Source organism: Streptomyces sp. NPDC023527 (assembly GCF_055560115.1).
In genome coordinates this window covers 171,278-195,043 of the sequence record NZ_JBVHJJ010000001.1, presented here as the reverse complement: position 1 = coordinate 195,043, position 23,766 = coordinate 171,278, and the positions used below count along the sequence as shown (strand labels likewise).

At 71.6% G+C, this 23,766-nt stretch carries 24 protein-coding genes; 11 read left to right on the top strand and 13 right to left on the bottom strand.

Annotated features, from left to right (window positions below; translation table 11 throughout):
* Positions 1–28: 28 nt before the first annotated feature.
* From hisF to hisD, 8 genes are all read right to left on the bottom strand, one after another.
* On the bottom strand, positions 29–784 hold the full coding sequence (gene hisF, locus ACZ303_RS00890) for an imidazole glycerol phosphate synthase subunit HisF (RefSeq protein ID WP_467333657.1): 756 nt from the start codon (positions 782–784) through the stop codon (positions 29–31).
* Positions 781–1,182, bottom strand: coding sequence for a Rid family hydrolase (locus ACZ303_RS00885; RefSeq protein ID WP_467333655.1), 402 nt, complete (start codon positions 1,180–1,182; stop codon positions 781–783). Before ACZ303_RS00885 ends, hisF begins: the two co-directional genes overlap by 4 nt.
* The gene (priA, locus tag ACZ303_RS00880; protein ID WP_467333653.1) at positions 1,179–1,907 is read right to left on the bottom strand and encodes a bifunctional 1-(5-phosphoribosyl)-5-((5-phosphoribosylamino)methylideneamino)imidazole-4-carboxamide isomerase/phosphoribosylanthranilate isomerase PriA; all 729 of its coding nucleotides are present in this window, start codon (positions 1,905–1,907) and stop codon (positions 1,179–1,181) included. Before priA ends, ACZ303_RS00885 begins: the two co-directional genes overlap by 4 nt.
* A 76-nt stretch (positions 1,908–1,983) precedes the next feature.
* On the bottom strand, positions 1,984–2,625 hold the full coding sequence (gene hisH, locus ACZ303_RS00875) for an imidazole glycerol phosphate synthase subunit HisH (protein ID WP_467333651.1): 642 nt from the start codon (positions 2,623–2,625) through the stop codon (positions 1,984–1,986).
* Positions 2,622–2,789 (bottom strand): hypothetical protein, encoded by a 168-nt coding sequence (locus ACZ303_RS00870; RefSeq protein WP_467333649.1) that lies wholly within the window; start codon positions 2,787–2,789, stop codon positions 2,622–2,624. Before ACZ303_RS00870 ends, hisH begins: the two co-directional genes overlap by 4 nt.
* Positions 2,786–3,382 (bottom strand): imidazoleglycerol-phosphate dehydratase HisB, encoded by a 597-nt coding sequence (hisB, locus tag ACZ303_RS00865; RefSeq protein ID WP_467333647.1) that lies wholly within the window; start codon positions 3,380–3,382, stop codon positions 2,786–2,788. The genes ACZ303_RS00870 and hisB overlap by 4 nt, the downstream gene beginning before the upstream one ends.
* Entirely contained in the window at positions 3,379–4,497 is a 1,119-nt protein-coding gene (locus ACZ303_RS00860) for a histidinol-phosphate transaminase (RefSeq protein ID WP_467333645.1), read from the bottom strand. Before ACZ303_RS00860 ends, hisB begins: the two co-directional genes overlap by 4 nt.
* A complete protein-coding gene (gene hisD, locus ACZ303_RS00855; protein WP_467333643.1) occupies positions 4,498–5,808 on the bottom strand; it encodes a histidinol dehydrogenase in 1,311 nt (436 codons plus the stop codon).
* 163 nt (positions 5,809–5,971) lie between these two features.
* Here hisD and ACZ303_RS00850 point away from each other — a divergent pair, with 163 nt between their 5' ends.
* The 4 genes from ACZ303_RS00850 to ACZ303_RS00835 all read left to right on the top strand — a co-directional run bounded on the left by ACZ303_RS00850 (position 5,972) and on the right by ACZ303_RS00835 (position 9,188).
* Positions 5,972–7,573 (top strand): oxidoreductase, encoded by a 1,602-nt coding sequence (locus ACZ303_RS00850; protein WP_467333642.1) that lies wholly within the window; start codon positions 5,972–5,974, stop codon positions 7,571–7,573.
* A 192-nt stretch (positions 7,574–7,765) separates the two neighbouring features.
* Positions 7,766–8,503: an LON peptidase substrate-binding domain-containing protein gene (locus tag ACZ303_RS00845; protein WP_467333640.1), complete on the top strand. Its 738-nt coding sequence runs from the start codon at positions 7,766–7,768 to the stop codon at positions 8,501–8,503.
* A gap of 22 nt (positions 8,504–8,525) precedes the next feature.
* The gene (gene ybaK, locus ACZ303_RS00840) at positions 8,526–9,023 is read left to right on the top strand and encodes a Cys-tRNA(Pro) deacylase (RefSeq protein WP_467333638.1); all 498 of its coding nucleotides are present in this window, start codon (positions 8,526–8,528) and stop codon (positions 9,021–9,023) included.
* A 90-nt stretch (positions 9,024–9,113) separates the two neighbouring features.
* Positions 9,114–9,188 carry a 50S ribosomal protein bL37 gene (locus ACZ303_RS00835; RefSeq protein WP_374223834.1) on the top strand — a complete coding sequence of 25 codons (75 nt, stop codon included), beginning with the start codon at positions 9,114–9,116 and terminating at the stop codon, positions 9,186–9,188.
* A gap of 3 nt (positions 9,189–9,191) precedes the next feature.
* On the opposite strand, the gene ACZ303_RS00830 is transcribed toward ACZ303_RS00835, so the two are convergent.
* From ACZ303_RS00830 to ACZ303_RS00815, 4 genes are all read right to left on the bottom strand, one after another.
* Positions 9,192–9,809, bottom strand: coding sequence for an ABC transporter permease (locus tag ACZ303_RS00830; RefSeq protein WP_467333636.1), 618 nt, complete (start codon positions 9,807–9,809; stop codon positions 9,192–9,194).
* Between the two features lie 59 nt (positions 9,810–9,868).
* Positions 9,869–10,699 carry an ABC transporter permease gene (locus tag ACZ303_RS00825; RefSeq protein WP_467333634.1) on the bottom strand — a complete coding sequence of 277 codons (831 nt, stop codon included), beginning with the start codon at positions 10,697–10,699 and terminating at the stop codon, positions 9,869–9,871.
* A 58-nt stretch (positions 10,700–10,757) separates the two neighbouring features.
* Positions 10,758–11,729 carry an ABC transporter ATP-binding protein gene (locus ACZ303_RS00820; RefSeq protein WP_467334588.1) on the bottom strand — a complete coding sequence of 324 codons (972 nt, stop codon included), beginning with the start codon at positions 11,727–11,729 and terminating at the stop codon, positions 10,758–10,760.
* Between the two features lie 172 nt (positions 11,730–11,901).
* Positions 11,902–13,224, bottom strand: coding sequence for an NYN domain-containing protein (locus ACZ303_RS00815; protein ID WP_467333632.1), 1,323 nt, complete (start codon positions 13,222–13,224; stop codon positions 11,902–11,904).
* A 254-nt stretch (positions 13,225–13,478) separates the two neighbouring features.
* Here ACZ303_RS00815 and ACZ303_RS00810 point away from each other — a divergent pair, with 254 nt between their 5' ends.
* The gene (locus tag ACZ303_RS00810; RefSeq protein WP_467333630.1) at positions 13,479–13,649 is read left to right on the top strand and encodes a hypothetical protein; all 171 of its coding nucleotides are present in this window, start codon (positions 13,479–13,481) and stop codon (positions 13,647–13,649) included.
* Between the two features lie 123 nt (positions 13,650–13,772).
* On the opposite strand, the gene dnaE is transcribed toward ACZ303_RS00810, so the two are convergent.
* Entirely contained in the window at positions 13,773–17,324 is a 3,552-nt protein-coding gene (gene dnaE / locus ACZ303_RS00805; RefSeq protein WP_467333628.1) for a DNA polymerase III subunit alpha, read from the bottom strand.
* Positions 17,325–17,493: 169 nt separating this feature from the next.
* Here dnaE and ACZ303_RS00800 point away from each other — a divergent pair, with 169 nt between their 5' ends.
* The 6 genes from ACZ303_RS00800 to ACZ303_RS00775 all read left to right on the top strand — a co-directional run bounded on the left by ACZ303_RS00800 (position 17,494) and on the right by ACZ303_RS00775 (position 23,762).
* A complete protein-coding gene (locus tag ACZ303_RS00800) occupies positions 17,494–18,819 on the top strand; it encodes a DUF2252 domain-containing protein (protein WP_467333626.1) in 1,326 nt (441 codons plus the stop codon).
* A 67-nt stretch (positions 18,820–18,886) separates the two neighbouring features.
* Positions 18,887–19,519 carry a hypothetical protein gene (locus ACZ303_RS00795; RefSeq protein ID WP_467333624.1) on the top strand — a complete coding sequence of 211 codons (633 nt, stop codon included), beginning with the start codon at positions 18,887–18,889 and terminating at the stop codon, positions 19,517–19,519.
* A 56-nt stretch (positions 19,520–19,575) separates the two neighbouring features.
* Positions 19,576–20,397 (top strand): thioredoxin domain-containing protein, encoded by an 822-nt coding sequence (locus ACZ303_RS00790; RefSeq protein WP_467333622.1) that lies wholly within the window; start codon positions 19,576–19,578, stop codon positions 20,395–20,397.
* Between the two features lie 86 nt (positions 20,398–20,483).
* Positions 20,484–21,158, top strand: a complete 675-nt coding sequence (locus tag ACZ303_RS00785) for a hypothetical protein (protein ID WP_467334586.1) — start codon at positions 20,484–20,486, stop codon at positions 21,156–21,158.
* Between the two features lie 38 nt (positions 21,159–21,196).
* Positions 21,197–22,042 carry a thioredoxin domain-containing protein gene (locus tag ACZ303_RS00780; RefSeq protein ID WP_467333620.1) on the top strand — a complete coding sequence of 282 codons (846 nt, stop codon included), beginning with the start codon at positions 21,197–21,199 and terminating at the stop codon, positions 22,040–22,042.
* 88 nt (positions 22,043–22,130) lie between these two features.
* Entirely contained in the window at positions 22,131–23,762 is a 1,632-nt protein-coding gene (locus tag ACZ303_RS00775; protein ID WP_467333618.1) for an alkaline phosphatase D family protein, read from the top strand.
* Positions 23,763–23,766 lie beyond the last annotated feature (4 nt).

Sequence of the window (23,766 nt, the reverse complement as noted above, 5' to 3'; positions counted from 1 at the left end):
TGCCGGCGGCCGGGCTGATCCGGCTCGCTCAGCGGACCGGGTGACCCGCTCCGCGCAGCGCTTCCTTGACCTCCGCGATCCGCAGATCACCGAAGTGGAAGACCGACGCCGCCAGCACGGCGTCCGCGCCCGCAGCCACCGCCGGGGCGAAGTGCTCCAGCCGGCCCGCGCCGCCGCTGGCGATGACCGGTACGGACACGTGCTTGCGCACGGCCTCGATCATCTCCGTGTCGTAGCCGTCCTTCGTGCCGTCGGCGTCCATGGAGTTCAGCAGGATCTCCCCCGCGCCCAGCTCGGCCGCGCGGTGCGCCCACTCCACCGCGTCGATGCCCGTGCCGCGCCGCCCGCCGTGCGTGGTGACCTCGAAGGTGCCGGCCTCGGTCCGCCGGGCGTCCACGGACAGCACCAGCACCTGGCGGCCGAAGCGCTCCGCGATCTCCTGGATCAGCTCGGGCCGCTCGATGGCCGCGGTGTTGACGCCGACCTTGTCGGCGCCGGCGCGCAGCAGCTTGTCGACGTCGCCGGCGGTGCGGACGCCGCCGCCCACGGTCAGCGGGATGAAGACCTGTTCGGCGGTGCGGCGCACCACGTCGTAGGTGGTCTCGCGGTTGCCGGAGGAGGCGGTGATGTCGAGGAACGTCAGCTCGTCGGCGCCCTCCTGGCCGTAGATCTTGGCCATCTCGACGGGGTCGCCCGCGTCGCGGAGGTTCTGGAAGTTGACGCCCTTGACGACCCGGCCGTTGTCCACGTCCAGGCAGGGGATGACTCGGACCGCCAGGGTCATGTGTTCGTCGCTCCTCGGTAAGCTTCTACTTCTACTTCGACCAGCACGCGGGAGTCGACGAAGCCGGAGACGACGGCCAGGGTCGCCACGGGCCGTACGGCGTCGAAGAGCTCCTTGTGGGCGCGGGCGACCGCTTCCACATCGCGCGCGTGGGTCAGGTAAATCCGGGTGCGGATGACGGCGTCGACCCCGAGGCCGAACCGGTCCAGCTCGGCGAGGGCGTTGCCGAAGGCGGCCCTGGCCTGTTCGTAGGGGTCGCCCTCGCCGTGCAGCACGGAGCCGTTGAACGGCAGGGTTCCGGCCACCAGCACCCGGTCCCCCGCCGCGACGGCACGCGCGGAGCCGAGGGTCTCTTCCCAGGAACTGTCGCTCTGCATCCGCTGCACGGCTTCGGTCATACGGAAACAGCCTCCAGGGCCTCTTCCAAGGTGAACGCCTTGGCGTAGAGGGCCTTGCCCACGATGGCGCCTTCGACGCCCTCCGGTACCAGGGTCGCGATCGCCCGCAGATCGTCAAGGGAGGAGACCCCGCCGGAGGCGACGACCGGCCTGTCGGTGACGGCGCAGACGTTCCTCAGCAGCTCCAGGTTGGGGCCTTCGAGGGTGCCGTCCTTGGCGATGTCGGTGACGACGTAGCGGGCGCAGCCCTCGGCGTCGAGGCGGGCGAGGGTCTCGTAGAGGTCGCCGCCGTCGCGGGTCCAGCCGCGGCCGCGCAGGGTGGTACCGCGGACGTCGAGGCCGACGGCGATGCGGTCGCCGTGCCGGGCGATGACCTTGGCGACCCATTCGGGGGTCTCCAGGGCGGCGGTGCCGAGGTTGACGCGGGTGCAGCCGGTGGCGAGGGCGGCGGCGAGCGAGTCGTCGTCGCGGATGCCGCCGGAGAGCTCGACCTTGATGTCCATGGAGCGGGCGACCTCGGCGATCTGCGCCCGGTTGTCGCCGGTGCCGAAGGCCGCGTCGAGGTCCACCAGGTGCAGCCACTCGGCGCCCGCGCGCTGCCACGTCTGGGCGGCGGCCATCGGGTCGCCGTAGGACGTCTCCGAACCGGACTCGCCATGGACCAGTCGCACGGCCTGCCCGTCACGGACGTCCACGGCGGGGAGGAGTTCAAGGCGGTGAGTCATGAGAGGGACCTTACGGTGTGGGTACGGGCCGGCCGGGTGCCGTGCCCCGGCGGAGCGGGGACGGCACCGCGGCCGGTCACAGGGTGTCGAGCCAGTTGCGGAGCAGGACGGCGCCGGCGTCGCCGGACTTCTCGGGGTGGAACTGGGTGGCGCTGAGCGGCCCGTTCTCGACGGCGGCGATGAACGGCTCGCCGTGCGTGGCCCAGGTGACCTGGGGCGGCCGGATGTGGTCGGCGGTGATCTCGAAGCCCCACTCGCGCACGGCGTAGGAGTGCACGAAGTAGTAGCGGGTGTCGGCGTCGAGGCCGGCGAAGAGCCGGGAGTTCTCGGCGGGGGCGACGGTGTTCCAGCCCATGTGGGGGACGACGGGGGCCTTGAGCGGCTCGACCGTGCCCGGCCACTCGTCGAGGCCCTCGGTCTCGACGCCGTGCTCGATGCCGCGCTCGAAGAGGATCTGCATGCCGACGCAGATGCCCATCACCGGGCGGCCGCCGGAGAGGCGGCGGCCGATGATCCAGTCGCCGCGGGCGTCGCGCAGGCCCTTCATGCACGCCTCGAACGCGCCGACGCCGGGGACGAGCAGTCCGTCGGCGGTCATGGCCTTGTCGTAGTCGCGGGTGATCTCGACGTCCGCGCCGACGTGGGCCAGGGCCCGCTCGGCGGAGCGGACGTTGCCGAAGCCGTAGTCGAAGACGACGACCTTCTTGCGCTCGCTCATGCCCACAGCCCCTCGACGCGCAGGACGCCGGCGCCCAGGCACATGGCGGCGCCTATGCCGAGCAGCACGATGAGGCTCTTGGGCATGCCCTGCTTGGCGAAGGAGATGATGCCGCCGACCAGGAAGAGGCCGACGACGATGAGGGTGGTGGAGAGGCCGTTCACAGGGCGCCCTTCGTGGAGGGAAGGATTCCGGCGGCGCGCGGGTCACGCTCGGACGCGTAGCGCAGCGCACGGGCGAGGGCCTTGAACTGGCACTCGACGATGTGGTGGGCGTTGCGCCCGTAGGGGACGTGGACGTGCAGGGCGATCTGCGCCTGCGCGACGAACGACTCCAGGATGTGCCGGGTCATCGTGGTGTCGTAAGTGCCGATCATGGGCGCCATGTTCTCGGGCTCGGTGTGCACGAGGTAGGGGCGGCCGGAGAGGTCGACGGTGACCTGGGCGAGGGATTCGTCCAGGGGGACCGTGCAGTTGCCGAAGCGGTAGATGCCCACCTTGTCGCCGAGGGCCTGCCGGAAGGCGGCGCCGAGCGCGAGGGCGGTGTCCTCGATGGTGTGGTGGGTGTCGATGTGCAGGTCGCCGTCGGTCTTGACGGTGAGGTCGAAGAGACCGTGGCGGCCGAGCTGGTCGAGCATGTGGTCGTAGAAGCCGACGCCGGTCGACACGTCGACCTGTCCGGTGCCGTCGAGATCGATCTCGACGAGGACGGACGTCTCCTTGGTGGTGCGCTCTACGCGGCCCACGCGGTGGTTCATGGGTTGATCTCCTTGGTCAATGCGCGCACCGCGTCGAGGAACGCGTCGTTCTCCGCCGGGGTGCCCGCGGTGACCCGCAGCCAGCCCGGTACGCCGTTGTCCCGGACCAGGACGCCCCGGTCGAGGATCGCCTGCCACGCGGAGTGGCTGTCCTCGAAGCGTCCGAACTGTACGAAGTTGGCGTCGGACTCCGTCACGTCGAGGCCCATCGCGCGCAGTTCGGCGACGATGCGGTCGCGCTCGGCCTTGAGCTGCTCGACGTAGGTGAGCAGCGTATCCGTGTGCTCCAGGGCCGCGAGCGCGGTGGCCTGGGTGACGGACGACAGGTGGTAGGGCAGGCGGACGAGCTGGACGGCGTCGACGACCGCGGGGTGCGCGGCCAGGTAGCCCAGCCGGAGTCCGGCCGCGCCGAACGCCTTGGACATGGTGCGGGAGACGACGAGGTTGGGCCGGCCCTCGATGAGCGGCAGCAGCGAGGGGTGGTGGCTGAATTCGCCGTACGCCTCGTCGAGGACCACCAGCGCGCCGGCGGTGCCCGCCTTGGCCGCCTGCGCCGCCTCGTACAGCCGCAGGACGGTGTCGGCCCCGACGGCGGTGCCGGTGGGGTTGTTCGGGGAGCAGATGAAGACCACGTCGGGCCGGTGCTCGCCGATGGCGGTGACGGCCGCGTCGACGTCGATGGTGAAGTCGTCACGGCGCGGGCCGGAGAGCCAGCCGGTGCCGGTGCCGCGGGAGATCAGGGCGTGCATCGAGTACGAGGGCTCGAAGCCGATCGCGGTGCGGCCGGGGCCGCCGAAGGTCTGCAGCAGCTGCTGGATGACCTCGTTGGAGCCGTTGGCCGCCCACACCTGGGCCATGGTGACGTCGTGGCCCGCGGTGCGGGAGAGGTACGCGGCCAGCTCGGTGCGGAGCTCGACCGCGTCCCGGTCGGGGTAGCGGTTGAGGTGCCGGGCGGCCTCGGTGACGCGCTCGGCGATCCGGGCGACGAGGGCCTCGGGCAGCGGGTAGGGGTTCTCGTTGGTGTTCAGCCGTACGGGCACGTCGAGCTGCGGCGCCCCGTAGGGGGACTTGCCGCGCAGTTCGTCCCGGATGGGCAGGTCGTCGATGCCGGTCACTTACTTCGGGACCTTCCAGTCGAACCTCGCCTTGAGCGCGGCGCCATGCGCGGGCAGGTCCTCGGCCTCGGCGAGGGTGACCACGTGGTGGGTGACCTCGGCGAGGGCGTCGCGGGTGTAGTCCACGACGTGGATGCCGCGCAGGAAGGACTGCACGGACAGGCCGGAGGAGTGGCAGGCGCAGCCGCCGGTGGGCAGGACGTGGTTGGAGCCGGCGCAGTAGTCGCCGAGGGAGACCGGCGCGTACGGGCCGACGAAGATCGCCCCGGCGTTGCGGACGCGGGCGGCGACCTCGGCGGCGTTCTCGGTCTGGATCTCCAGGTGCTCGGCGCCGTAGGCGTCCACGACGGCGAGTCCGTGCTCGATGTCGTCGACGAGCACGATGCCGGACTGGCGGCCCGCGAGGGCGGGGACGATCCGGTCCTCGATGTGCTTGGTGGCGGCGACCTGGGTCTCCAGCTCCTTCTCGACGGCCTTGGCCAGTTCCTCGCAGTCGGTGACGAGCACGGCGGCGGCCAGCGGGTCGTGCTCGGCCTGGCTGATGAGGTCGGCGGCGACGTGCACCGGGTCGGCGGTGCGGTCCGCGAGGATGGCGATCTCGGTGGGGCCGGCCTCGGCGTCGATGCCGATGCGGCCCTTGAGGAGCCGCTTGGCGGCGGCGACCCAGATGTTGCCGGGGCCGGTGACCATGTTGACCGGGCGGCAGTCCTCGGTGCCGTAGGCGAACATGGCGATGGCCTGGGCGCCGCCCGCCGCGTAGACCTCGTCGATGCCGAGCAGCGCGCAGGCCGCCAGGATCGTGGGGTGGGGCAGGCCGTCGAAGTCGGCCTGGGGCGGGGAGGCGACGGCCATGGATTCCACGCCCGCCTCCTGCGCGGGCACCACGTTCATGATCACGGACGAGGGGTAGACCGAGCGGCCGCCCGGGACGTACAGCCCGACGCGCTCGACCGGCACCCAGCGCTCGGTGACCGTGCCGCCGGGCACGACCTTGACGGTCTTGTCGGTGCGGCGCTGTTCGCGGTGGACGAGGCGGGCGCGGCGGATGGACTCCTCCAGCGCGGCGCGCACGGCCGGATCCAGCCGCTCCAGGGCGTCGGTGATCACCTCGGGCGCGACCCGCACCCGGTCGATCGTGACGCCGTCGAACCGTTCCGCGTAGTCGATCAGGGCCGCGGTGCCACGATGATGCACGTCCTCGCAGATGGGCCGCACCTTTTCCAGGGCGGCCTCGACGTCGAGTTCGGCTCGGGGCAGCAGGTCGCGGTCGACGCCCGAGGCGGCACCGCGCAGATCGATTCGGGAGATCACAGGGTCAATTGTCTCAGACCCGTCCCGCCCCACGGCTTCCTGTACCACTCAGTGATACGCGTCGAGAAGTAATACGAAACTCTCACTATCAGTGTTCGACCGGTCACACAGGGGGAATGGCAACGGTAGCGAGTGGTATGCGTGGCGGGAGGGGGTACGGTCCGTGACCGAACCGCACGACGGGGAGCCGCCCGCCGGACTGGACCTCACCACCTCCGAGTGGGGGATGTGGCGCGCGTTCCGCACCGGCAGCACCCATGATCTGCGCACCCCGCTCCCCGATCGGAACGACCCCGGCGGCCCGCACCCCTGGGGCCCCGAGCGCAGCGTGCGGGCCCGGATCGTCGCCCTGCTGCTGCTCGACGGGCCGCCCGCGCTGCCCGGCCGGGTCTCCGCGCTCAAGCTCAACGGCGTACGGATCACCGGCACGCTCGATCTGTCCGGCGGGACGGTCGTCCCGTATGTCGAGATGCACAACTGCCGCTTCGACCACCAGCTGCTGCTGCCGGAGAGCCACTTCACCACCCTGCGCCTGATCGGCTGCGTCATCCCCCGGCTGGAGGCAGCGCGGCTGCGCACGGAGGGCGATCTGCACCTGCCGCGGTGCGTCGTGCAGAACGGCATCCGGCTCACCGACGCGCAGATAGGCACGGACCTGCTGCTCAACCAGGTGGTGGTGCGCCGGGACCGGCGCGGGATGTCGATCGCCGCCGACGGGATGACGGTCGGGCAGGACCTCCAGGCCGAGATGATGCGCTCGTACGGCGAGGTGAGCATGCGTGGCGCGCAGATAGGGGTCTCGCTCAGCCTGCGCGGCTCCACGCTCAGCAACCCCTACGGGCGGCGGGCCCTCAACGCACCGCAGCTGACCGTGGAGCGCACCCTCTATATGACGGCCGCCTGGATCAGCGGCGCCGCCTTCGCCGGGGGCACCACTCCCCCGTACGGCATCACCAACACCCCCGAGCGCGGCACCCGCGTGCAGCACTTCCAGTGCCAGGGCGGGGTGCGGCTGGACGACGGGCGGTTCGGCGACGCGGTGGACCTCAGCCAGGCGCGGTTCGCGATGGAGGCGGAGCAGGAGCTGTCGCTGCGCCGCGTCCAGACGCCCGAGCTGCGGTTCCTCGGGGAGTGGCTGGCCCGGGGGCGGGTCGTGCTGTCGGGGGCGCGGGTGGTCAATCTGGTCGACCGGGCGGAGAGCTGGCCGGGACCGGGCGGCCTGGTCATGGCCGGCTTCTTCTACGAGAACCTCATACCGCTCGGCCACTTCCCGCTGGCCCTGCGGCTGGAGTGGGTGGCCGCCGCGACCCCGGAGTACGCCCCGGAGCCGTACGAGCGGCTGGCCGGTGCCCTGCGCGACTGCGGCGAGGACGCCGACGCTCGGCGGGTGCTGCTCGCCAAGCAGCGGCGCCGCCGCGAGACGCTGCCGCTGGCCGGCAAGGCGTGGGGCTACCTCCAGGACTGGACGGTGGCCTACGGCTACCGCCCGGGCCGGGCGGCGGTGTGGATGGCGGTCCTGTGGGCGGCCGCGACGGTGTACTTCACCTACCACCCGGTGCCGCCCCTGAAGCAGGGCGAGGGCCCGGAGTGGAGCCCCGAGCTGTACGCCCTGGATCTGCTGGTCCCGGTCATCGACCTGGGCCAGGGCACGTCCTGGCGCCCCACGGGCGCCGCCCAGTGGGTGGTGACGGCCCTGATCCTGCTGGGCTGGGTACTGGCGACGACGGTGGCGGCGGGGGCGTCCCGACTGCTGCGGCGGCAGTAGCGCGACGCCGGTCACATCGAGCCGGTCCGGCGCTTGGCCAACCCCGTCAGCCCGTCCGGCGCTTGAGGACACCCGAAGCCGAGCCGCAAAACCAACGCCCGCCCCACCAAGCCCGTCCGGCGCTTGGGGACAGCGCCGTCAGGCGCCCCTGACCGAACCTGCCGGCCGCCCAGGCCATTACGCTTACCGACTGTGACCACCGCCCGACTCCCCCTCTTCCCGCTGAACTCCGTGCTGTTCCCGGGCCTCGTCCTGCCCCTGAACGTCTTCGAGCAGCGGTACCGCGCGCTGATGCGCGACCTCGCCGCGCTGCCCGAGGAGGAGCCCCGCCGCTTCGGCGTCGTCGCGATCCGCGACGGCCACGAGGTCGCGCCCACCGCGCCCGGCCTGCCCGAGGGCGCCCGTCCGGAGCCCGGCCCGGCGTCCGGCTTCGGCGCCGATCCGATGAAGGCGTTCTACACCGTCGGCTGCACCGCCGACGCCGCCACCATCCGCGAGCGCGAGAACGGCACGTACGAGGTCCTCGCCACCGGCACCACCCGCTTCCGGCTGCTGTCGCTCGACACCTCGGGGCCGTATCTGACGGGTGAGGTGGAGACCGTCGAGGAGCGGCAGGGCGACGAGGCGGGCGCGCTGGCCTCCGGGGTCGTACGGGCGTTCCGCGCGTATCAGAAGCGGCTGGCCGGGGCGACGGAGCGGTCGCTGGCCGGGCAGACGGACCTGCCCGGGGAGCCGTCCGTGCTGTCGTACCTGGTCGCGGCCGCGGCGATGCTGGACACCCCGGCCAAGCAGCGGCTGCTCCAGGCGCCGGACACGGCGAGCCGGCTGGCGGAGGAGCTGAAATTGCTGCGCGCGGAGACCGCGGTGATCGGTAAGCTCCCGTCGCTGCCGGCCACCGACCTCATCCGGCGGCCGACCAGCCCCAACTGAGCCCCGGCGGAGGCGGCCCGCGGTGAAGAAGTCCAGGAAGCAGCAGTCCGGTGCCACCCCGGCGATCGTCGCCCTGGAGCGGGCGGGCACGGTCTTCGCCACGCACGCCTACGAGCACGACCCGGCCGTCGCCTCCTACGGCGAGGAGGCCGCGCGGGCGCTGGGCCTCGACCCTGGGCAGGTCTTCAAGACGCTGGTGGCGGAGGTGGACGGCGCGCTGACCGTGGCCGTCGTGCCCGTCTCCGGCTCCCTCGACCTCAAGGCCCTCGCGGCGGCGGTCGGCGGGAAGCGGGCGGCGATGGCCGACCCGGCGGCCGCCGAGCGGGCGACGGGCTATGTGCGGGGCGGCATCTCGCCGCTGGGGCAGCGCAAGCGGCTGCCCACCGCGCTGGACGCCTCGGCGGGCTCCCACCCGACCATCTGTGTCTCAGCGGGCCGCCGCGGCCTGGAGGTCGAGCTCTCCCCCACCGACCTCGCCGCCCTCACGGGGGCGGTCGTCGCGCCCATCGCCCGCGCCTGAGCGCCCGTCCGGACCTCTGGACTCTTGCGGAAGCCTCCGCTACGACCAGGGGTACGGGTCGCCGTCCGGCGCCCGCAGGGAGGGACGCCCATGTCGAAGCGCACCCGCAAGCGCCGCTGGCGCCTGAAGAAGAACAAGGCCAACCACGGCAGGCGGCCGGCCTAGCGGTCAGGGCCGCGGCGGAGTCCCGGGCCCGGGCCAGTGCGGTTCGGGCTCCGGGTCGCGGGGGCCGAAGGCGGCGGTGAGGACGAGGTGGACGGCCATGGCCGCCAGCGGCCAGGCCAGCAGGACGCCCTTGGCCGCCAGCTTCAGGGGCGCGTCGAAGACGACTCCCTTGCCGACGGCCTTGGCGGCCGCGACGACGTCGGAGTCCGGGCCGAGCCAGACGCCGAGCCGCCAGCCGATGACCGAGGCGAGCAGGGAGCCGGCGGCGAGCCCGCCGACCAGCGGGATGCCGCCCCGGCGGCGGAAGCAGAAGACCACGGCGGCGCTCACCGCGCCGAAGGCCAGCGCCAGCAGCGCGAACGTGCCGTCCGCGCCGATCGCCTGCTCGCCCTCGGTGTTCTTGAGGTAGACGGCCTTGCCGTCCGAGATCAGCGGGACGTGCGGCGCCAGCCACAGCCACAGCAGTCCCAGCAGCACCCCGGACACCGCGACCGCCCCGGCGACGACCGCTGCCTGCCGCAGCTCGGCGCGCAGCTCCTCGTTCCGCTCGGCGGCGTGCCCGTCGGGGTCGCCGTGCGGCTCGGACGGGGTCTCGTCGTGCGGTGTCAGCGATGCGGTCACCCCGCCATCGTGCCAGGTGGACGGCGTGGCATCGGCGGCAGGACGGCCGGTGCGGCGCGTCACCGCACGGCCGCCCGCCGGTAGGCCCAGGTGGCGACGGCCAGTGACACCACACCGACGCCCGCGCACACCCCCAGGTCGGCCGCCACCATCAGCCAGTCCGGCCGCGCGTCGAAGCTGCGCGCGAGGGCCTCCACGCCGTAGGTGGAGGGCAGCAGATCACGTGCGTAGGCGATCGGGGCGGGCATGTGCGCGGCCGGCAGCACGCCGAGCAGCAGCGCCGCCGACATGCCCAGTTGGCCGCACAGCGTCGCCAGTTCCTGCCGGGGCGCGAGCAGCCCGAGGGCCGCGCCGAGCCCGGCGAGGGCGGCGCCGGCCAGCGGGATCACCGCGGCCAGCACCCACAGGTGCGCCATCGGCAGGTCGAACAGCACGCTGCCCACGACCGCCGTGACGGCGGTGCCGGGCACGGTGAAGGAGGCGTACGCGCCCGCCGCGCCCAGCACCACGGCCGCGGGCGGCACCGGCAGCGTCGCGTAGTGGTCCAGGCCGCCGCTCGCGCGCAGCTGTCCGAAGTACTGGGCGAGGAGGTTCAGCGCGACGAACGCCACGACCAGCACGCTGGAGCCGGCCACCACGGCCCGCGCCTCGTCGCCGCCGTCCACGACCCCGCGCATGAGGATCATGATGCCGACGGACTGGAAGGTCGCGACGAACAGCAGCGGTATCCGCGCGACCCTGGCCCGCGAGAGCTGGGCCCGGTACACGGCGGCCAGCGCCGGCAGCAGCCGTGCCCTGGGCGCGAGCGGGGCGGCGCCGTCGGACCGGGGGCGCACCACGCCCTCGGTCCTGGTCTGCCCGGGTGCCGCTTCTGCGGATACAGCAGTCACGCCGCGATGCTCCTCTTCGGTACGGACTGTCGCCCGGCGGTACGGGCGGTGCGGGCGCTCACCCCTTCACCAGTCCCTGCGCGCGGCCGCCCAGCGCCAGATAGACGTCCTCCAGGCTCGGCGTGGCGAGGGTGAAGTCGTCCAGTGCGGCGAAGGCGGGCCCGCCGGTCACGGCGGCGACGGCGGCGCGCGCCTCGGCCGGGCCCAGCCGCAGCGACCAGCGGCGGCCGGAGGCGTGGGCCGTCGAGCGCAGCGCGGCGACCTCGGGGACGTGCAGGGGCGGCTCGTCGCGCCAGACCAGCTCGACGCGCACCTCGTCGCCGACGAGCTCCTTGAGCCCGGCGGGGGTGTCGCAGGCGATGATCCGGCCGCGTTCGAGGACCGCGACCCGGTCGAGGACGGTCTCGGCCTCGATGACGTTGTGGGTGACCAGTACGACCGTCACGCCGCGCTCGGCGCGCCGGCGGTCGACGGCGGCCCAGACGGCGCGGCGGGCGACGGGGTCCATGCCGGTGGTCGGCTCGTCCAGGACGAGCACGGGCCGGTCGCCGACGAGCGTGGCGGCGAAGCAGGCCAGCCGGCGCTGCCCGCCGGAGAGCTTGCGCAGGGGCCGGCCGGCGATCGCGGCGAGGCCGAGTTCGTCGATGACGGCGTCGCGCTCGGCGCGGGCGGTGCGCAGGTCCAGGCCGCGCAGGCGCCCGGTGGTCTCGGCGGCGAGGGAGACGGTCAGCTCGTCGAGCGCGGTCGATTCCTGGCCGAGGTAACCGAGGAGCCGGGAGGCGCGCTCGGGGTGGCGTACGAGGTCGTGGCCGAGCAGGTCGACGCTGCCCTCGTCGGGGCGGAGCAGGCCGGTGAGCTGGCGTACGAGCGTGGACTTGCCGGCGCCGTTGGGGCCGAGCAGCCCGAAGATCTCGCCGCGCCGGACGTCGAGGTCGATGCCGTCGCTGGCCCGGACGGCGGACGTGCCGGGCGTGCCGCGGCGGCCGCGCGCGGCGGGGTAGGTCTTGACCAGACCGCGCACGGTGCACACCGTGTCGTCCGTCCCCCGGGGGGAGCCCCGTTCCGCCTGTTTCGCGCCCGTCCTCACGAGCTACGAGGGTACGCGCTTCGGCCGTGCGGCCTCGCTCCGGGGCGGGCCATGGCGTGGAACATCGCCCGGAACCGTGCCCACCCCTTGTCCTCGATCGCCGGACGGGCTTGATTCAGTCGCCCACCGGCGCGTGTTCCGCGGCCGTCCGCGCGTCGATCTCGCGCCAGAACCCGGCGCGGATCGCATAGCGGTCGTGTTCGTCGATCTGGTCGTCCTTGTGGGCGAGGAGCCCGAAGCGGGCGGCGTACCGCAGCAGCTCGCCGTCGATGCGGTGCGGGATGCGGGGGTACTCCGTCGACAGGGTCTGGAGGTGGATGGAGTCGGTGAGGCGCTCGGTCCAGCGGCGGGCGAAGACCTGGCCGACCTCGAAGGGGTCGCCGCCGACCGTGGTGATGTCCTCCTCGCGGTCGGCCCAGCGCTGTTCCGCGCTGGTGAGCTGGGCGAGCATCGGCAGGGAGGCCGTTTCGGGGGGTTCGCCGAGGCCCGTGCCGGTGCCGCGCTCGACCCAGCCCTTGTCGGAGGACCAGCGCAGGGTGGCGTTGGGGGCGAGGCCGGAGGAGCTCTGGCCCGCGCCGGTCTGCCCGGCCTGTCCCGCCTGGGCGGCGGTGGGCTGCTGGGCGGCGGGGCCGCGGCCGAGGACCGCGAGGTCCTTGGGGGTGGGGACGCCCCGGGTGGTGGGCGTGTCGGCGGTGTCCTGGTCGCGCTCGCCGTCGGGGCAGGCGGCGGGTGTGATGGGCCCGTTGCCGTTGCGCTCGGGCGGGCGGGCGTCGGCGGCGCGGCTCGCGGCGGCGGCCGCCGCTGCCGCGGCGGTCTCCGGGAGCGGGGCGGAGAGGATCGCGGCGATCTCGGGGCGGGGCGCGGGTGACGGGGCGCAGATGCCGGTGAGTTCCTTGGCGCGGACGGCGCGGGTGATCCAGGTGCGGTCCAGGACGCGGCGCTCGTCGGCCTCGGCGACGAGGTCCTCGGACTGGTTGTAGTCGCCGTCGGCGGCCTGCACGGCCCACAGGTGGACGGCGACGCCGTGTTCCTTGGCGGACATCAGGCCGGGCAGGAGGTCGCCGTCGCCGGTGACGAGGACGATGTCCGAACAGGCGCGGTTGCGGGCGAGCTCGGTGAGCTCGGCGTGCATGGCGGCGTCGACGCCCTTCTGGGCCCAGCGGCCGTCGCTGCGGGTCAGGGCGCCGAGCCGGACGGTGACCCGGGGCATGACGCGCAGCCGGCGGTGTTCGGGCTGGGGCACCCGGTCGGGGGCGCCGTCGAACCAGTAGATCCGCAGCAGGGGCTGTTCGGTCTCGGCCTCGGCGCGTTCGCGCAGCCCCTGGATGAGGGTCGCGTGGTCCACGGTGATGCGGGACCGGGCGGGCTCCCCGGCCAGCAGGCTCGCGGCGGCGCCCAGCAGATAGCCGGCGTCCACCAGGACGACGCAGCGGTCCACGTTCCACCCTCTTTCTGTCAGTCCAGAAGTGCGGTCGCCCCCCGGCACGGTCGTGCCCTGGTTTTCCTTGGCTTTCCTTGGAGTCTGCCCGACCGTGCGGGGGTTATCAGTCCGAACTGGATCATCGGCGTGGCGGATACGGGCTCACGGCGATAAGTGCACCTATCACGCACGGTAATTACCCGAAATGCACGCTTCGCCGGGCCGTGCCAGGGTGTTCGGCAGGGGGTCACCCCGACTGGAGGCACACCAGCATGGCCAAGAACAAGAAGCAGAACCGGGAGCCCAAGACCAGTGCGGCCGAGCGCGGCGCACAGCAGGCGAAGAGCTCTTCCATGGAGGACCGGACCGAGCAGCGGCAGTCCCAGGTGACCCCGGGGGACATGGCGCGCAAGGGCCGCCAGAAGCGTTTCGGCCACAACTGAGGCGCGGCGCCGGTCCGCGGGCGGCCAACTGTCCGCCGCCGACCGGCGCCTTGATGCGCGCGTGGGGCGCGCCCGGTGGATCGGGCGCGCCCCACGCGCGTGACGCCGATGGTGCCGGGCGGGTCAGCCCGCCAGGCAGGAGGGGCCGAGGAGTACCTTGAGGTCGCCGAAGAGGGCCGGGTCGGGGGTGACCCGGTGGCGGTCCAGGCGCAGCACGGTGGTCTTGCGCGGCCCCTGGAGCTTGATGCGGACCTCGGTGGAGCCCCGGTGGTGGGTGAGCACCTGGCCGAGCTTCTCCACCATGGGCGGGGTGACCTTCACGGTGGGGATGGTGATGATCACGGGGGCGTTGGTGCCGGCGTTGGAGAGGTCGGGGACCATCAGCTCCATGGCGACCAGGCGCGGGATGTCCTCGCGCTTGTCGAGCCGCCCCTTGACGAAGACGACGGCGTCCTCGACGAGCTGGGTGGAGACCAGCTGGTAGGTGGCGGGGAAGAACATGCAGTCGATGGAGCCGGCGAGGTCCTCGACAGTGGCGATGGCCCAGGCGTTGCCCTGCTTGGTCATCTTGCGCTGGAGGCCGGAGATGATGCCGCCGATGGTCACGATCGCGCCGTCGGCGTGCTCGCCGCCGGTGAGCTGGGAGATCGCGGCGTCGGCCTTGTCGTTGAGGACGTGCTCGATGCCGAAGAGCGGGTGGTCGGAGACATAGAGACCGAGCATCTCGCGCTCCTGCGCGAGGAGGTAGGCCTTCTCCCACTCGACGTCGGAGAACTCCACGTCGAGCCCGAAGCCGGGGCCGTCGTCGGCGGTCTCGTCGCCCATGCCGCCGAAGAGGTCGAACTGTCCCTCGGCCTCCTTGCGCTTGACCTGCACCACGTTGTCGATCATCGGTTCGTAGTGCGCGGTGAGGCCCTTGCGGGTGTGGCCCATCTCGTCGAAGGCGCCGGCCTTGATCAGCGATTCGACGGTGCGCTTGTTGCAGACGACGGCCTCGACCTTGTCGAGGAAGTCGGGGAAGGAGCTGTACTTCCCCTTGGACTTGCGGCAGCGGATGATCGAGTCGACCACGTTCTGTCCGACGTTGCGGACGGCGGTGAGGCCGAAGAGGATCACGTCGTCGCCCTGGGCGGCGAAGTTGGCCTCGGATTCGTTGACGTTCGGCGGGAGCACCTTGATGCCCATGCGCCGGCACTCGTTCAGATAGATCGCCGACTTGTCCTTGTCGTCGCGCACGGAGGTGAGCAGCGCGGACATGTACTCGGCCGGGTAATTGGCCTTGAGGTAGGCGGTCCAGTAGGTGACCAGGCCGTACGCGGAGGAGTGGGCCTTGTTGAAGGCGTAGCCGGCGAAGGGGACCAGGACGTCCCACAGCGCCTGGATGGCCTCGTCGGAGAAGCCCTTCTTCTTCGCGCCGTCCTTGAAGAAGACGAAGTTCTTCGCCAGCTCGTCGGGCTTCTTCTTGCCCATGACGCGGCGGAGGATGTCGGCCTCGCCGAGGGAGTACCCGGCGATGATCTGGGCGGCCTTCTGGACCTGCTCCTGGTAGACGATCAGGCCGTAGGTGACGCCGAGGACCTCCTTGAGGGGCTCCTCCAGCTCCGGGTGGATCGGCGTGATCTCCTGCTGGCCGTTCTTGCGCAGGGCGTAGTTGGTGTGCGAGTTCATGCCCATCGGGCCCGGCCGGTAGAGGGCCGAGACGGCGGAAATGTCCTCGAAGTTGTCGGGCTTCATCAGGCGCAGCAGCGAGCGCATGGGGCCGCCGTCGAACTGGAAGACGCCGAGGGTGTCACCGCGGCAGAGCAGTTCGTACGTGGTGGGGTCGTCCAGCGGGATCTTCAGGAGGTCCAGCTCGACGCCCTTGTTCGCCTTCACCATCTTGACGGCGTCGTCCATGATGGTGAGGTTGCGCAGGCCCAGGAAGTCCATCTTCAGCAGGCCGAGCGACTCACAGCTCGGGTAGTCCCACTGGGTGATGGTGACGCCGTCGGAGGCCCGGACCCAGACCGGGACGTGGTCGGTGATCGTCTCGCTGGACATGATCACGCCGGCGGCGTGCACGCCCATCTGCCGGACGAGGCCCTCGACGCCGCGGGCGGTGTCGATCACCTTCTTCACGTCGGGCTCGTTCTCGTACATCCCGCGGATCTCGCCGGCCTCGCTGTAGCGGGGGTGGGAGGGGTCGAGGATGCCGGAGAGCGGGATGCCCTTGCCGAGGACGTCGGCGGGCATGGCCTTGGTGAGGCGGTCGCCCATCGCGTACGGATAGCCGAGGACGCGGGCGGAGTCCTTGATGGCGTTCTTGGCCTTGATGGTGCCGTAGGTGCCGATCATGGCGACCTTGTCGGCGCCGTACTTCTCGGTCACATAGCGGATCACCTCGGCGCGCCTGCGCTCGTCGAAGTCGATGTCGACATCGGGCATGGAGATGCGCTCGGGGTTGAGGAACCGCTCGAAGATCAGGCCGTGCTCGATGGGGTCGAGGTCGGTGATGCCCATGGCGTAGGCGACGATCGAGCCGGCCGCGGAGCCTCGGCCGGGGCCGACGGCGATGCCGTTGTTCTTGGCCCACATGATGAAGTCGGCGACCACGAGGAAGTAGGCCGGGAAGCCCATCGAGATGATGATGTCCATCTCGTACTCGACCTGCTTGAGCCGGTCCTCCGGGATGCCGCCGGGGTAGCGGCGGGCCATGCCGCGCATGGTCTCCTCGCGGAACCAGCTGGTCTCGGTGTGGCCCTCGGGGACGTCGAACTTCGGCATCAGGTCGCGCTTCTCGAACCAGCCGGTGGTGTCGACCTGCTGGGCGACCAGGAGGGTGTTGGCGCACCCCTCCTGCCAGGCGTCGGAGGAGTCGATGGCGTACATCTCGTCCGTCGACTTCAGGTAATAGCCGGTGCCGTCGAAGCGGAAGCGGTCCGGGTCCGAGAGGTTCTTGCCGGTCTGGATGCACAGCAGCGCGTCGTGCGCGGTCGCCTCGTGGGCGTAGGTGTAGTGCGAGTCATTGGTGACCAGCGGGGGGATGCCGACCTTCTTGCCGATCTCCAGCAGGCCGTCGCGGACCCGGCGCTCGATCTCGATGCCGTGGTCCATCAGCTCCAGGAAATACCGGCCCTCGCCGAAGATGTCCTTGTAGTCGCTGGCGGCCTGCATGGCCTCGTCGAACTGGCCGAGGCGCAGCCGGGTCTGCACCTCGCCCGAGGGGCAGCCGGTGGAGGCGATCAGGCCCTCGGACCACTGGGAGATGGTCTCCTTGTCCATGCGGGGCCACTTGGTCAGCCAGCCCTCGGCATAGGCGTCGGAGGACAGCCGGAAGAGGTTGTGCAGACCGGTCTTGTTCGCCGCCCAGATCGTCTTGTGGGTATAACCACCCGAACCGGACACGTCGTCGCGCTTCTGGTGCGGCTGGCCCCACTGGATGCGCCGCTTGTTGCGCCGGGACTCGGGGGCGACATACGCCTCGATGCCGATGATCGGCGTGACGTTCGCCTTCTTGGCCTGGTGGAAGAAGTCGTACGCACCGTGCAGGTTGCCATGGTCGCTCATGGCAATATGCGTCATGCCCATCTCATTGCAGGCATTGAACATGTCCTTGAGCCGCGCCGCGCCGTCCAGCAGGGAGTACTGCGTGTGGACGTGCAGGTGCGTGAAGGGCGGCTTGGACGAGGCGGTCACGGTGGAAGACCTCCGGCGAAGGGTCGGCGACAGCGGGGAGACAGCTTTGAAGGTTACCGGCCCCCACTGACAATCGCGGGCACGCGAGGGAGGTCCCACACGTTGGGGGCCTCGGGACGACTGTCCGTTTCGCAACACCCGCTCGTCGATCAACCAGGAGGACCCAGCGATGGCGCTCGAGCACGACCGGGCCGCGCAGCGCGGCGAGGAGATTCTCGCCGTTTTCGACACCGCTTTCGGTGAGCTGCTCGCGGCCGACCCCGCCGCCTTCCGGGTCAAGTTCCGGAAGATGGCGGCCTCCGCCTTCGCTTTCTACCGGGGCACGGCGTGCCTGTTCTACGCCGATCTGGAGCACGGCAAGGAGACCGGTCCGTATCTGGACGAGCGGACGAGCCGGGTGTGGATCCACGGCGATCTGCACGCCGAGAACTTCGGCACGTACATGGACGCCAACGGCCGGCTGGTCTTCAACGTCAACGATTTCGACGAGGCCTATGTGGGCCCCTTCACCTGGGACCTCAAGCGCTTCGCCGCCTCCGTCGCGCTGATCGGTTACACCAAGGCGCTCAGCGACGAGAAGATCACCGAGCTGGTACGGATCTACGCCGCCGCCTACCGCGAGCGCATCCACGCCCTGGCCACCGGCGCCAGGAACGACGAGGTGCCGCCCTTCACCCTGGACACCGCCGAGGGCCCCCTCCTGGGCGCGCTCCGTGAGGCGCGCTCGCTGACCCGCTTCGGGCTGCTGGCCTCCATGACCGAGATCCGGGACTTCGAGCGCCGCTTCCTGCCCGACGACGGCGCGATCGAGCTGGACGCCGCCACCCGCTACAAGATCCTCGCCGCCTTCGACGGCTATCTGGAGACGCTCCCCGACACCAGCCTGGCCCGTCCCGACTCCTACCGCGTCAAGGACGTCGTCGGCCGCCGCGGCATCGGGATCGGCAGCGCGGGCCTGCCCTCGTACAACATCCTCCTGGAGGGCAACAGCGACGCCCTGGAGAACGACGTCGTCATCTACATGAAGCAGGGGCAGACCCCCGCGGTCTCCCGGCACATCACCGACGCCGCCGTCCGGGACTACTTCCGGCACGAGGGCCACCGCACGGTGATCTCCCAGCGCGCGCTCCAGGCGCACGCCGACCCGTGGCTGGGCTGGACCGAGCTGGACGGCATCGGCCAGCTGGTCGCCGAGGTCTCGCCGTACGCCGTCGACCTCGACTGGTCCGACCTGGACGACCCGGCGGAGATCGCGGCCGTCGTCGCGGACCTGGGCCGGGCCACCGCCACGATGCACGCCGCGGCCGACGACCAGAGCGGTCACTCGCTGGTCCCCTTCTCCACCGAGCGGGCCATCGACGCGGTCATCGCCGCCGACGAGGACGGCTTCGCCGGGCTGCTCGTCGACTTCGCGCACTCCTACGGGGCGCGGGCCCGGGCGGACCACCAGATCTTCGTCGACCTCTTCCGCAACGGCCGCATCCCCGGCCTCTGAGGCCCGTAGGTCGAGCGTCCGGGCCTTTAATCGGCTCTTACCGCACCCCATGACAGACTCGTCTCTCATGGACATTTCGGCGGCATGGTTGCGGACGGCACGCGCGGCGCTGTTCACAGCGCTGTGCGTGCTGCTGTCCGCCGCCTCCCACGTACTGCTGTCCGGCATGGCGCTGCCCGTGCCGACCGTCGCCGCGACGGCGGCGGCCGTCTTCGCCCTGGCCTACGCGCTGGCCGGCCGCGAGCGCGGCTTCGGGCAGATCGCCGCCCTGCTGATCCCCGTGGAGCTGGCCGCCGACGCGCTCTTCACCACGGGCCAGCGGACCTGCCTCGGGCCGGAGGGCCACCCCGTCCCGGGGGCGCTCACCGCCCTGTGCGGCGGCGGCAGCATCGGCGGGCCCTTCGCGCCCGCCGCCGATCCCGACGCCGCCTCCTGGCTGCTGCTCGCCGCGCATCTCGCGGTCGGGCTGCTGGCCGCCGCCTGGCTGCGCCGCGGCGAGGCGGCGCTCGGCCGGCTGCTGGGCGCGCTCGCCGCCGTGGCCTTCCGCCCGCTGCTGCTGGCCATCGCCTCCGTCACGGCGGCCGCGGGGCCCGGCCGGGTGCCCGTCCGTCCCGTGCGGCACGCGCGCGTGCCCGCCGTCCGGTCCCTTCTCCACTCCGTGGTCCGTCGCGGTCCACCGCCCGGCCCGGCCTTCGCCTGAGCCCGAGCGGTACGGACCGCAGCAATATCACGGAGAAGCACGGAGAAGTCGGCATCATGAGCAAGCGCAACAACTGGGAGAACAAGCAGTCCGCCCGCGAGCGGCTGCGCGCCGAGCGGGAGCGGCAGGAGAAGAAGGACAAGGCGCGCCGCCAGCTCGTCGTCGGCGGTTCGGTCGTCGCGGTCCTCGCGGTCGCGGCGGGCATCGCCGTGGCGGTGACGCAACTGGGCGGCAAGGCCACGGACTCGGCCTGGTCGGCCGCGGCGAAGAAGGACCTCGTCAAGCCCGCCAACGCCGCCGGTGACAAGGGCACCGAGATCGTCATCGGTGACAAGAAGGCCGGCCACACCCTGGATCTGTACCAGGACATGCGCTGCCCGATCTGCTCGGTCTTCGAGCAGAACGTCGGGGACACGCTCGACAAGGGCGTCAAGGATGGCACGTACAAGATCTCGTACCACATCGGTACGTTCATCGACGGCAACTTCGGCGGCGCCGGATCGCGCAACGCCCTCAGCGCGCTGGGCGCGGCCCTCGACGTCGGCCCCGAGGCGTTCAGCGCGTACAACAAGGCCCTCTACTCCAAGGCCAACCACCCGCAGGAGACCAAGGACAGCTACGCCGACGACGACACCCTGCTGAAGATCGCGGACAGCGTCCCGGCGCTCAAGGGCAACGCGGCCTTCCAGAAGAACGTCAAGGACGGCACCTTCGACAAGTGGGCCCTGGAGGTGTCCGGCGACTTCGAGAAGGCCAAGGACGTCACCGGCACCCCCACCGTCAAGCTCGACGGCAAGAAGGTGACCGCGGACGGCAAGAACGCCCCGATCACCCCCGAGCAGTTCACCAAGGCCGTCGACGAGCGGCTCAAGTCCTGACCCCTCGCGCCCCGGGTCTCCCGCCCCTCCACTGATGCCGAATCTTGACCGGACACTTAAGGGTGGTCGTGGCACACTTCGTCCTCATGGAGGGGACGGGAGTTCGACTGAGGGCGCTGCGGGCGTCGTTCTTCACCGCCCTTTGCGTCACCCTGTCCGCCGCCTCCCACGTCCTGCTGTCCCGGGCGCCGCTGCCGCTGACCACGGTCGCCGTGCTGTCGGCGGCGTTCTTCGCGATCGCCTACGCGCTGGCCGACCGTGAGCGCGGCTACGGCCGGATAGCCACCCTGCTCGTCCCGCTGGAGCTGGCGGCGGACACCGTCTTCACCACCGGGCAGCACGCCTGTTACGGGCGGGCCGGCGGGCCGATAGCGGGCCCGCTGCGCTCGATCGGCGTCGACCTGGTCTGCCGCGGCGGCGACTTCGGCACGCCGCTGGCCCGGATGGCCGCCCGGGGCGACACCGACCCGGTCGGTCCGTCCGGTTCCGCCCTGCCCTGGCTGCTGCTCGCCTGCCATGTCGCCGTGGGTCTGCTGGCCGCGGCCTGGCTGCGCCGCGGCGAGGTGGCCCTGGCCCGCCTGCTGCGCGCCGTCGCCGCCTCCGCCTTCCGTCCCCTGCTGCTGGCCGCCGCCACCCTGGCGGCACACCCGCGCGGTGCGCTCGTACGGCCCGTACGCCGTGCCCTCCGCCGCCGCGACCTCCCGCTGCTCGTCCACTCCGTGGTGCGCCGCGGACCGCCTGCCCGCCCGGCCTTCGCCTGAGCACAGCGGTCCCCATCCTCTTCCACACGGAGAACACCATGAGCAACCGGAACAACGCACAGAACAAGCAGGCGGCCCGCGAGCGGCTGCGCGCCGAGCGCGAGCGGCAGGCGAAGCGGGACAAGACCCGCCGTCAGCTCGTCGTCGCGGGCTCGATCGTCGTCGTCCTCGCGATCGCGGGCGGCGTCGGCTTCGCGGTCAGCCAGATGAACGACGGCGACAGCTCCGGCAAGAACGGCGACTGGGCGGCCGCGGCGAAGAAGGACCTCGTCAAGCCGGCCAACACCACCGGTGAGAACGGCAACGAGATCGTCATCGGCGACGCCAAGGCCAAGGAGACCCTCACGGTCTTCGAGGACCCGCGGTGCCCGTCGTGCGCCGCCTTCGAGCAGCGGTCGGGGGGCCAGCTCCGCCAGGACGTCAAGGACGGCCGCTACAAGGTTCGTTTCGTCATGGTGAACTTCATCGACGACCTGCCGATGAAGGGCTCCGGGACCGGTTCGAAGAACGCCGTCAGCGCGCTCGGCGCCGCCCTGAACGTCAGCCCCCAGGCGTTCGTCGACTACAAGGAAGCCCTCTACTCGGAGAAGAACCACCCCGAGGAGTCGAACGACGCCTACGCCGACGACAAGAGGCTGATCGAGGTCGCTCAGCAGGTCCCGGCGCTGAAGGGCAACAAGGACTTCGAGAAGAACGTCACCGAGGGCACCTACGACAAGTGGGCCCTGGAGATGGGCAAGCTCTTCGGCAAGGACGGCGTCAACGGCACGCCGACCCTGGTCCACAACGGCAAGCAGCTGAAGGACGGGACCGGGAAGCGGCCGCCGATGGACAAGGACGAGTTCGTCGCGGCCATCGACAAGGAATTCGGGCCGAAGAAGTAGCGAAGATCAAGTAACGGAACAGCCATGGGCGGACGAACTCTGACGGTTCGTCCGCTCATCGGCTTACCCGACAGTAGGGTGATGGTCCGTGACTCATCACTCACCGATATCGCGGCGCACCGCCGTCACGGCCGCCGCCGCCACCGCCGCGCTCCTGCCGTTCGCCGTTCCCCAGGCCCATGCCGCGGACAGCGCCCTCGCCTTCCTGCACGGCGTCGCCTCCGGTGACCCACTGCCCGACGGCGTCCTGCTGTGGACCCGTGTCACCCCCGTCCCGGAGGCCGTTCCCGGCTCCGGGCGCGGGCCGGCCGTCGACGTGGCCTGGGAGGTGGCCGAGGACGAGGCGTTCGCCAGGGTCGTCGCGCGCGGCGCGGCCAAGGCCACGGCGGCGGGCGACCACACCGTCAAGGCCGATGTGCGCGGTCTGCGCCCGGCCACCGCCTACTGGTTCCGCTTCACCGCGGACGGCGTGCGCTCCCCCGCCGGCCGCACCCGTACCGCCCCGGCCCGGGACGCGGCCGTCCCGAGCGTCCGCTTCGGTGTGGTCTCCTGCGCCAACTGGGAGTCGGGCTACTTCGCCGCCTACCGCCATCTCGCCGCCCGCCGCGATCTGGACGCCGTCATCCATCTCGGCGACTACATCTACGAGTACGGGTCGGGCGAGTACCCGGCCGCCAAGTACGTCGTCCGCCCGCACAAGCCGGCCCACGAGATCGTCACCCTGGCCGACTACCGCACCCGCCACGGCTACTACAAGACCGACCCCGATCTCCAGGCGGTGCACGCCGCGCATCCCACGATCGCCATCTGGGACGACCACGAGTTCGCCGACAACACCTGGTCGGGCGGGGCCGGCAACCACACCCCGGGCGCCGAGGGCGACTGGTCGGCGCGGATGGCCGCCGCGAAGCAAGCGTACTTCGAGTGGATGCCCGTCAGACCCTCCATCGAGGGCACCACCTACAGACAACTGCGCTTCGGCAAGCTCGCCGATCTGCACCTGCTGGACCTGCGCTCGTTCCGCTCGCAGCAGGTCAAGTCCGGCAGCGGCGGGGTGGACGACCCGGGACGTACGCTCACCGGGCGTGCCCAACTCGACTGGCTCAAGACGGGGCTGGCGTCCTCCGACGCCACCTGGCGGCTCGTCGGCAACTCCGTGATGATGTCGCCGGTCGCCTTCGGGGCGCTGCCCGCCCATCTGCTGGAGCCGCTCGCCAAGCTGCTGGGCATGCCCACGGGCGGCATAGCCGTCAACACCGACCAGTGGGACGGCTACACCCACGACCGGCGCGAGCTGCTCGACCACCTCACCGGCCGCGGTGTCCGCAACACCGTCTTCCTGACCGGTGACATCCACATGGCATGGGCCAACGACGTGCCCGTGCAGGCGGCGACGTATCCGCTGTCGGAGTCGGCCGCCACCGAGTTCGTGGTGACCTCGGTGACCTCCGACAACCTCGACGAGATGCTGCACGTCCTGCCGCACACCGTGTCCCTGGCCGCCGCCACCGCGATCAAGGCCGCCAACCGGCATGTGCAGTGGGTCGACATGGACTCGCACGGCTACGGCGTCCTCGACGTCACCGCCGAGCGGGCCCAGATGGACTACTACGTCCTGTCCGACAAGCGGAACCCGAAGGCCACGTCCTCCTGGTACCGCTCCTACCGGACGCTCTCCGGCACGCAGCGCGTCGAGCGGGTCGAGGCGCCCGTCCGCTGAACCC

What these genes read in the sequence shown, in the direction of transcription:
- hisF (WP_467333657.1), bottom strand. Translation starts at nt 784, where the DNA reads ATGACCCTGGCGGTCCGAGTCATCCCCTGCCTGGACGTGGACAACGGC.
- ACZ303_RS00885 (WP_467333655.1), bottom strand. Translation starts at nt 1,182, where the DNA reads ATGACCGAAGCCGTGCAGCGGATGCAGAGCGACAGTTCCTGGGAAGAG.
- priA (WP_467333653.1), bottom strand. Translation starts at nt 1,907, where the DNA reads ATGACTCACCGCCTTGAACTCCTCCCCGCCGTGGACGTCCGTGACGGG.
- hisH (WP_467333651.1), bottom strand. Translation starts at nt 2,625, where the DNA reads ATGAGCGAGCGCAAGAAGGTCGTCGTCTTCGACTACGGCTTCGGCAAC.
- hisB (WP_467333647.1), bottom strand. Translation starts at nt 3,382, where the DNA reads ATGAACCACCGCGTGGGCCGCGTAGAGCGCACCACCAAGGAGACGTCC.
- ACZ303_RS00810 (WP_467333630.1), top strand. Translation starts at nt 13,479, where the DNA reads ATGGCCAAGAACAAGAAGCAGAACCGGGAGCCCAAGACCAGTGCGGCC.
- ACZ303_RS00800 (WP_467333626.1), top strand. Translation starts at nt 17,494, where the DNA reads ATGGCGCTCGAGCACGACCGGGCCGCGCAGCGCGGCGAGGAGATTCTC.
- ACZ303_RS00795 (WP_467333624.1), top strand. Translation starts at nt 18,887, where the DNA reads ATGGACATTTCGGCGGCATGGTTGCGGACGGCACGCGCGGCGCTGTTC.
- ACZ303_RS00790 (WP_467333622.1), top strand. Translation starts at nt 19,576, where the DNA reads ATGAGCAAGCGCAACAACTGGGAGAACAAGCAGTCCGCCCGCGAGCGG.
- ACZ303_RS00785 (WP_467334586.1), top strand. Translation starts at nt 20,484, where the DNA reads ATGGAGGGGACGGGAGTTCGACTGAGGGCGCTGCGGGCGTCGTTCTTC.
- ACZ303_RS00780 (WP_467333620.1), top strand. Translation starts at nt 21,197, where the DNA reads ATGAGCAACCGGAACAACGCACAGAACAAGCAGGCGGCCCGCGAGCGG.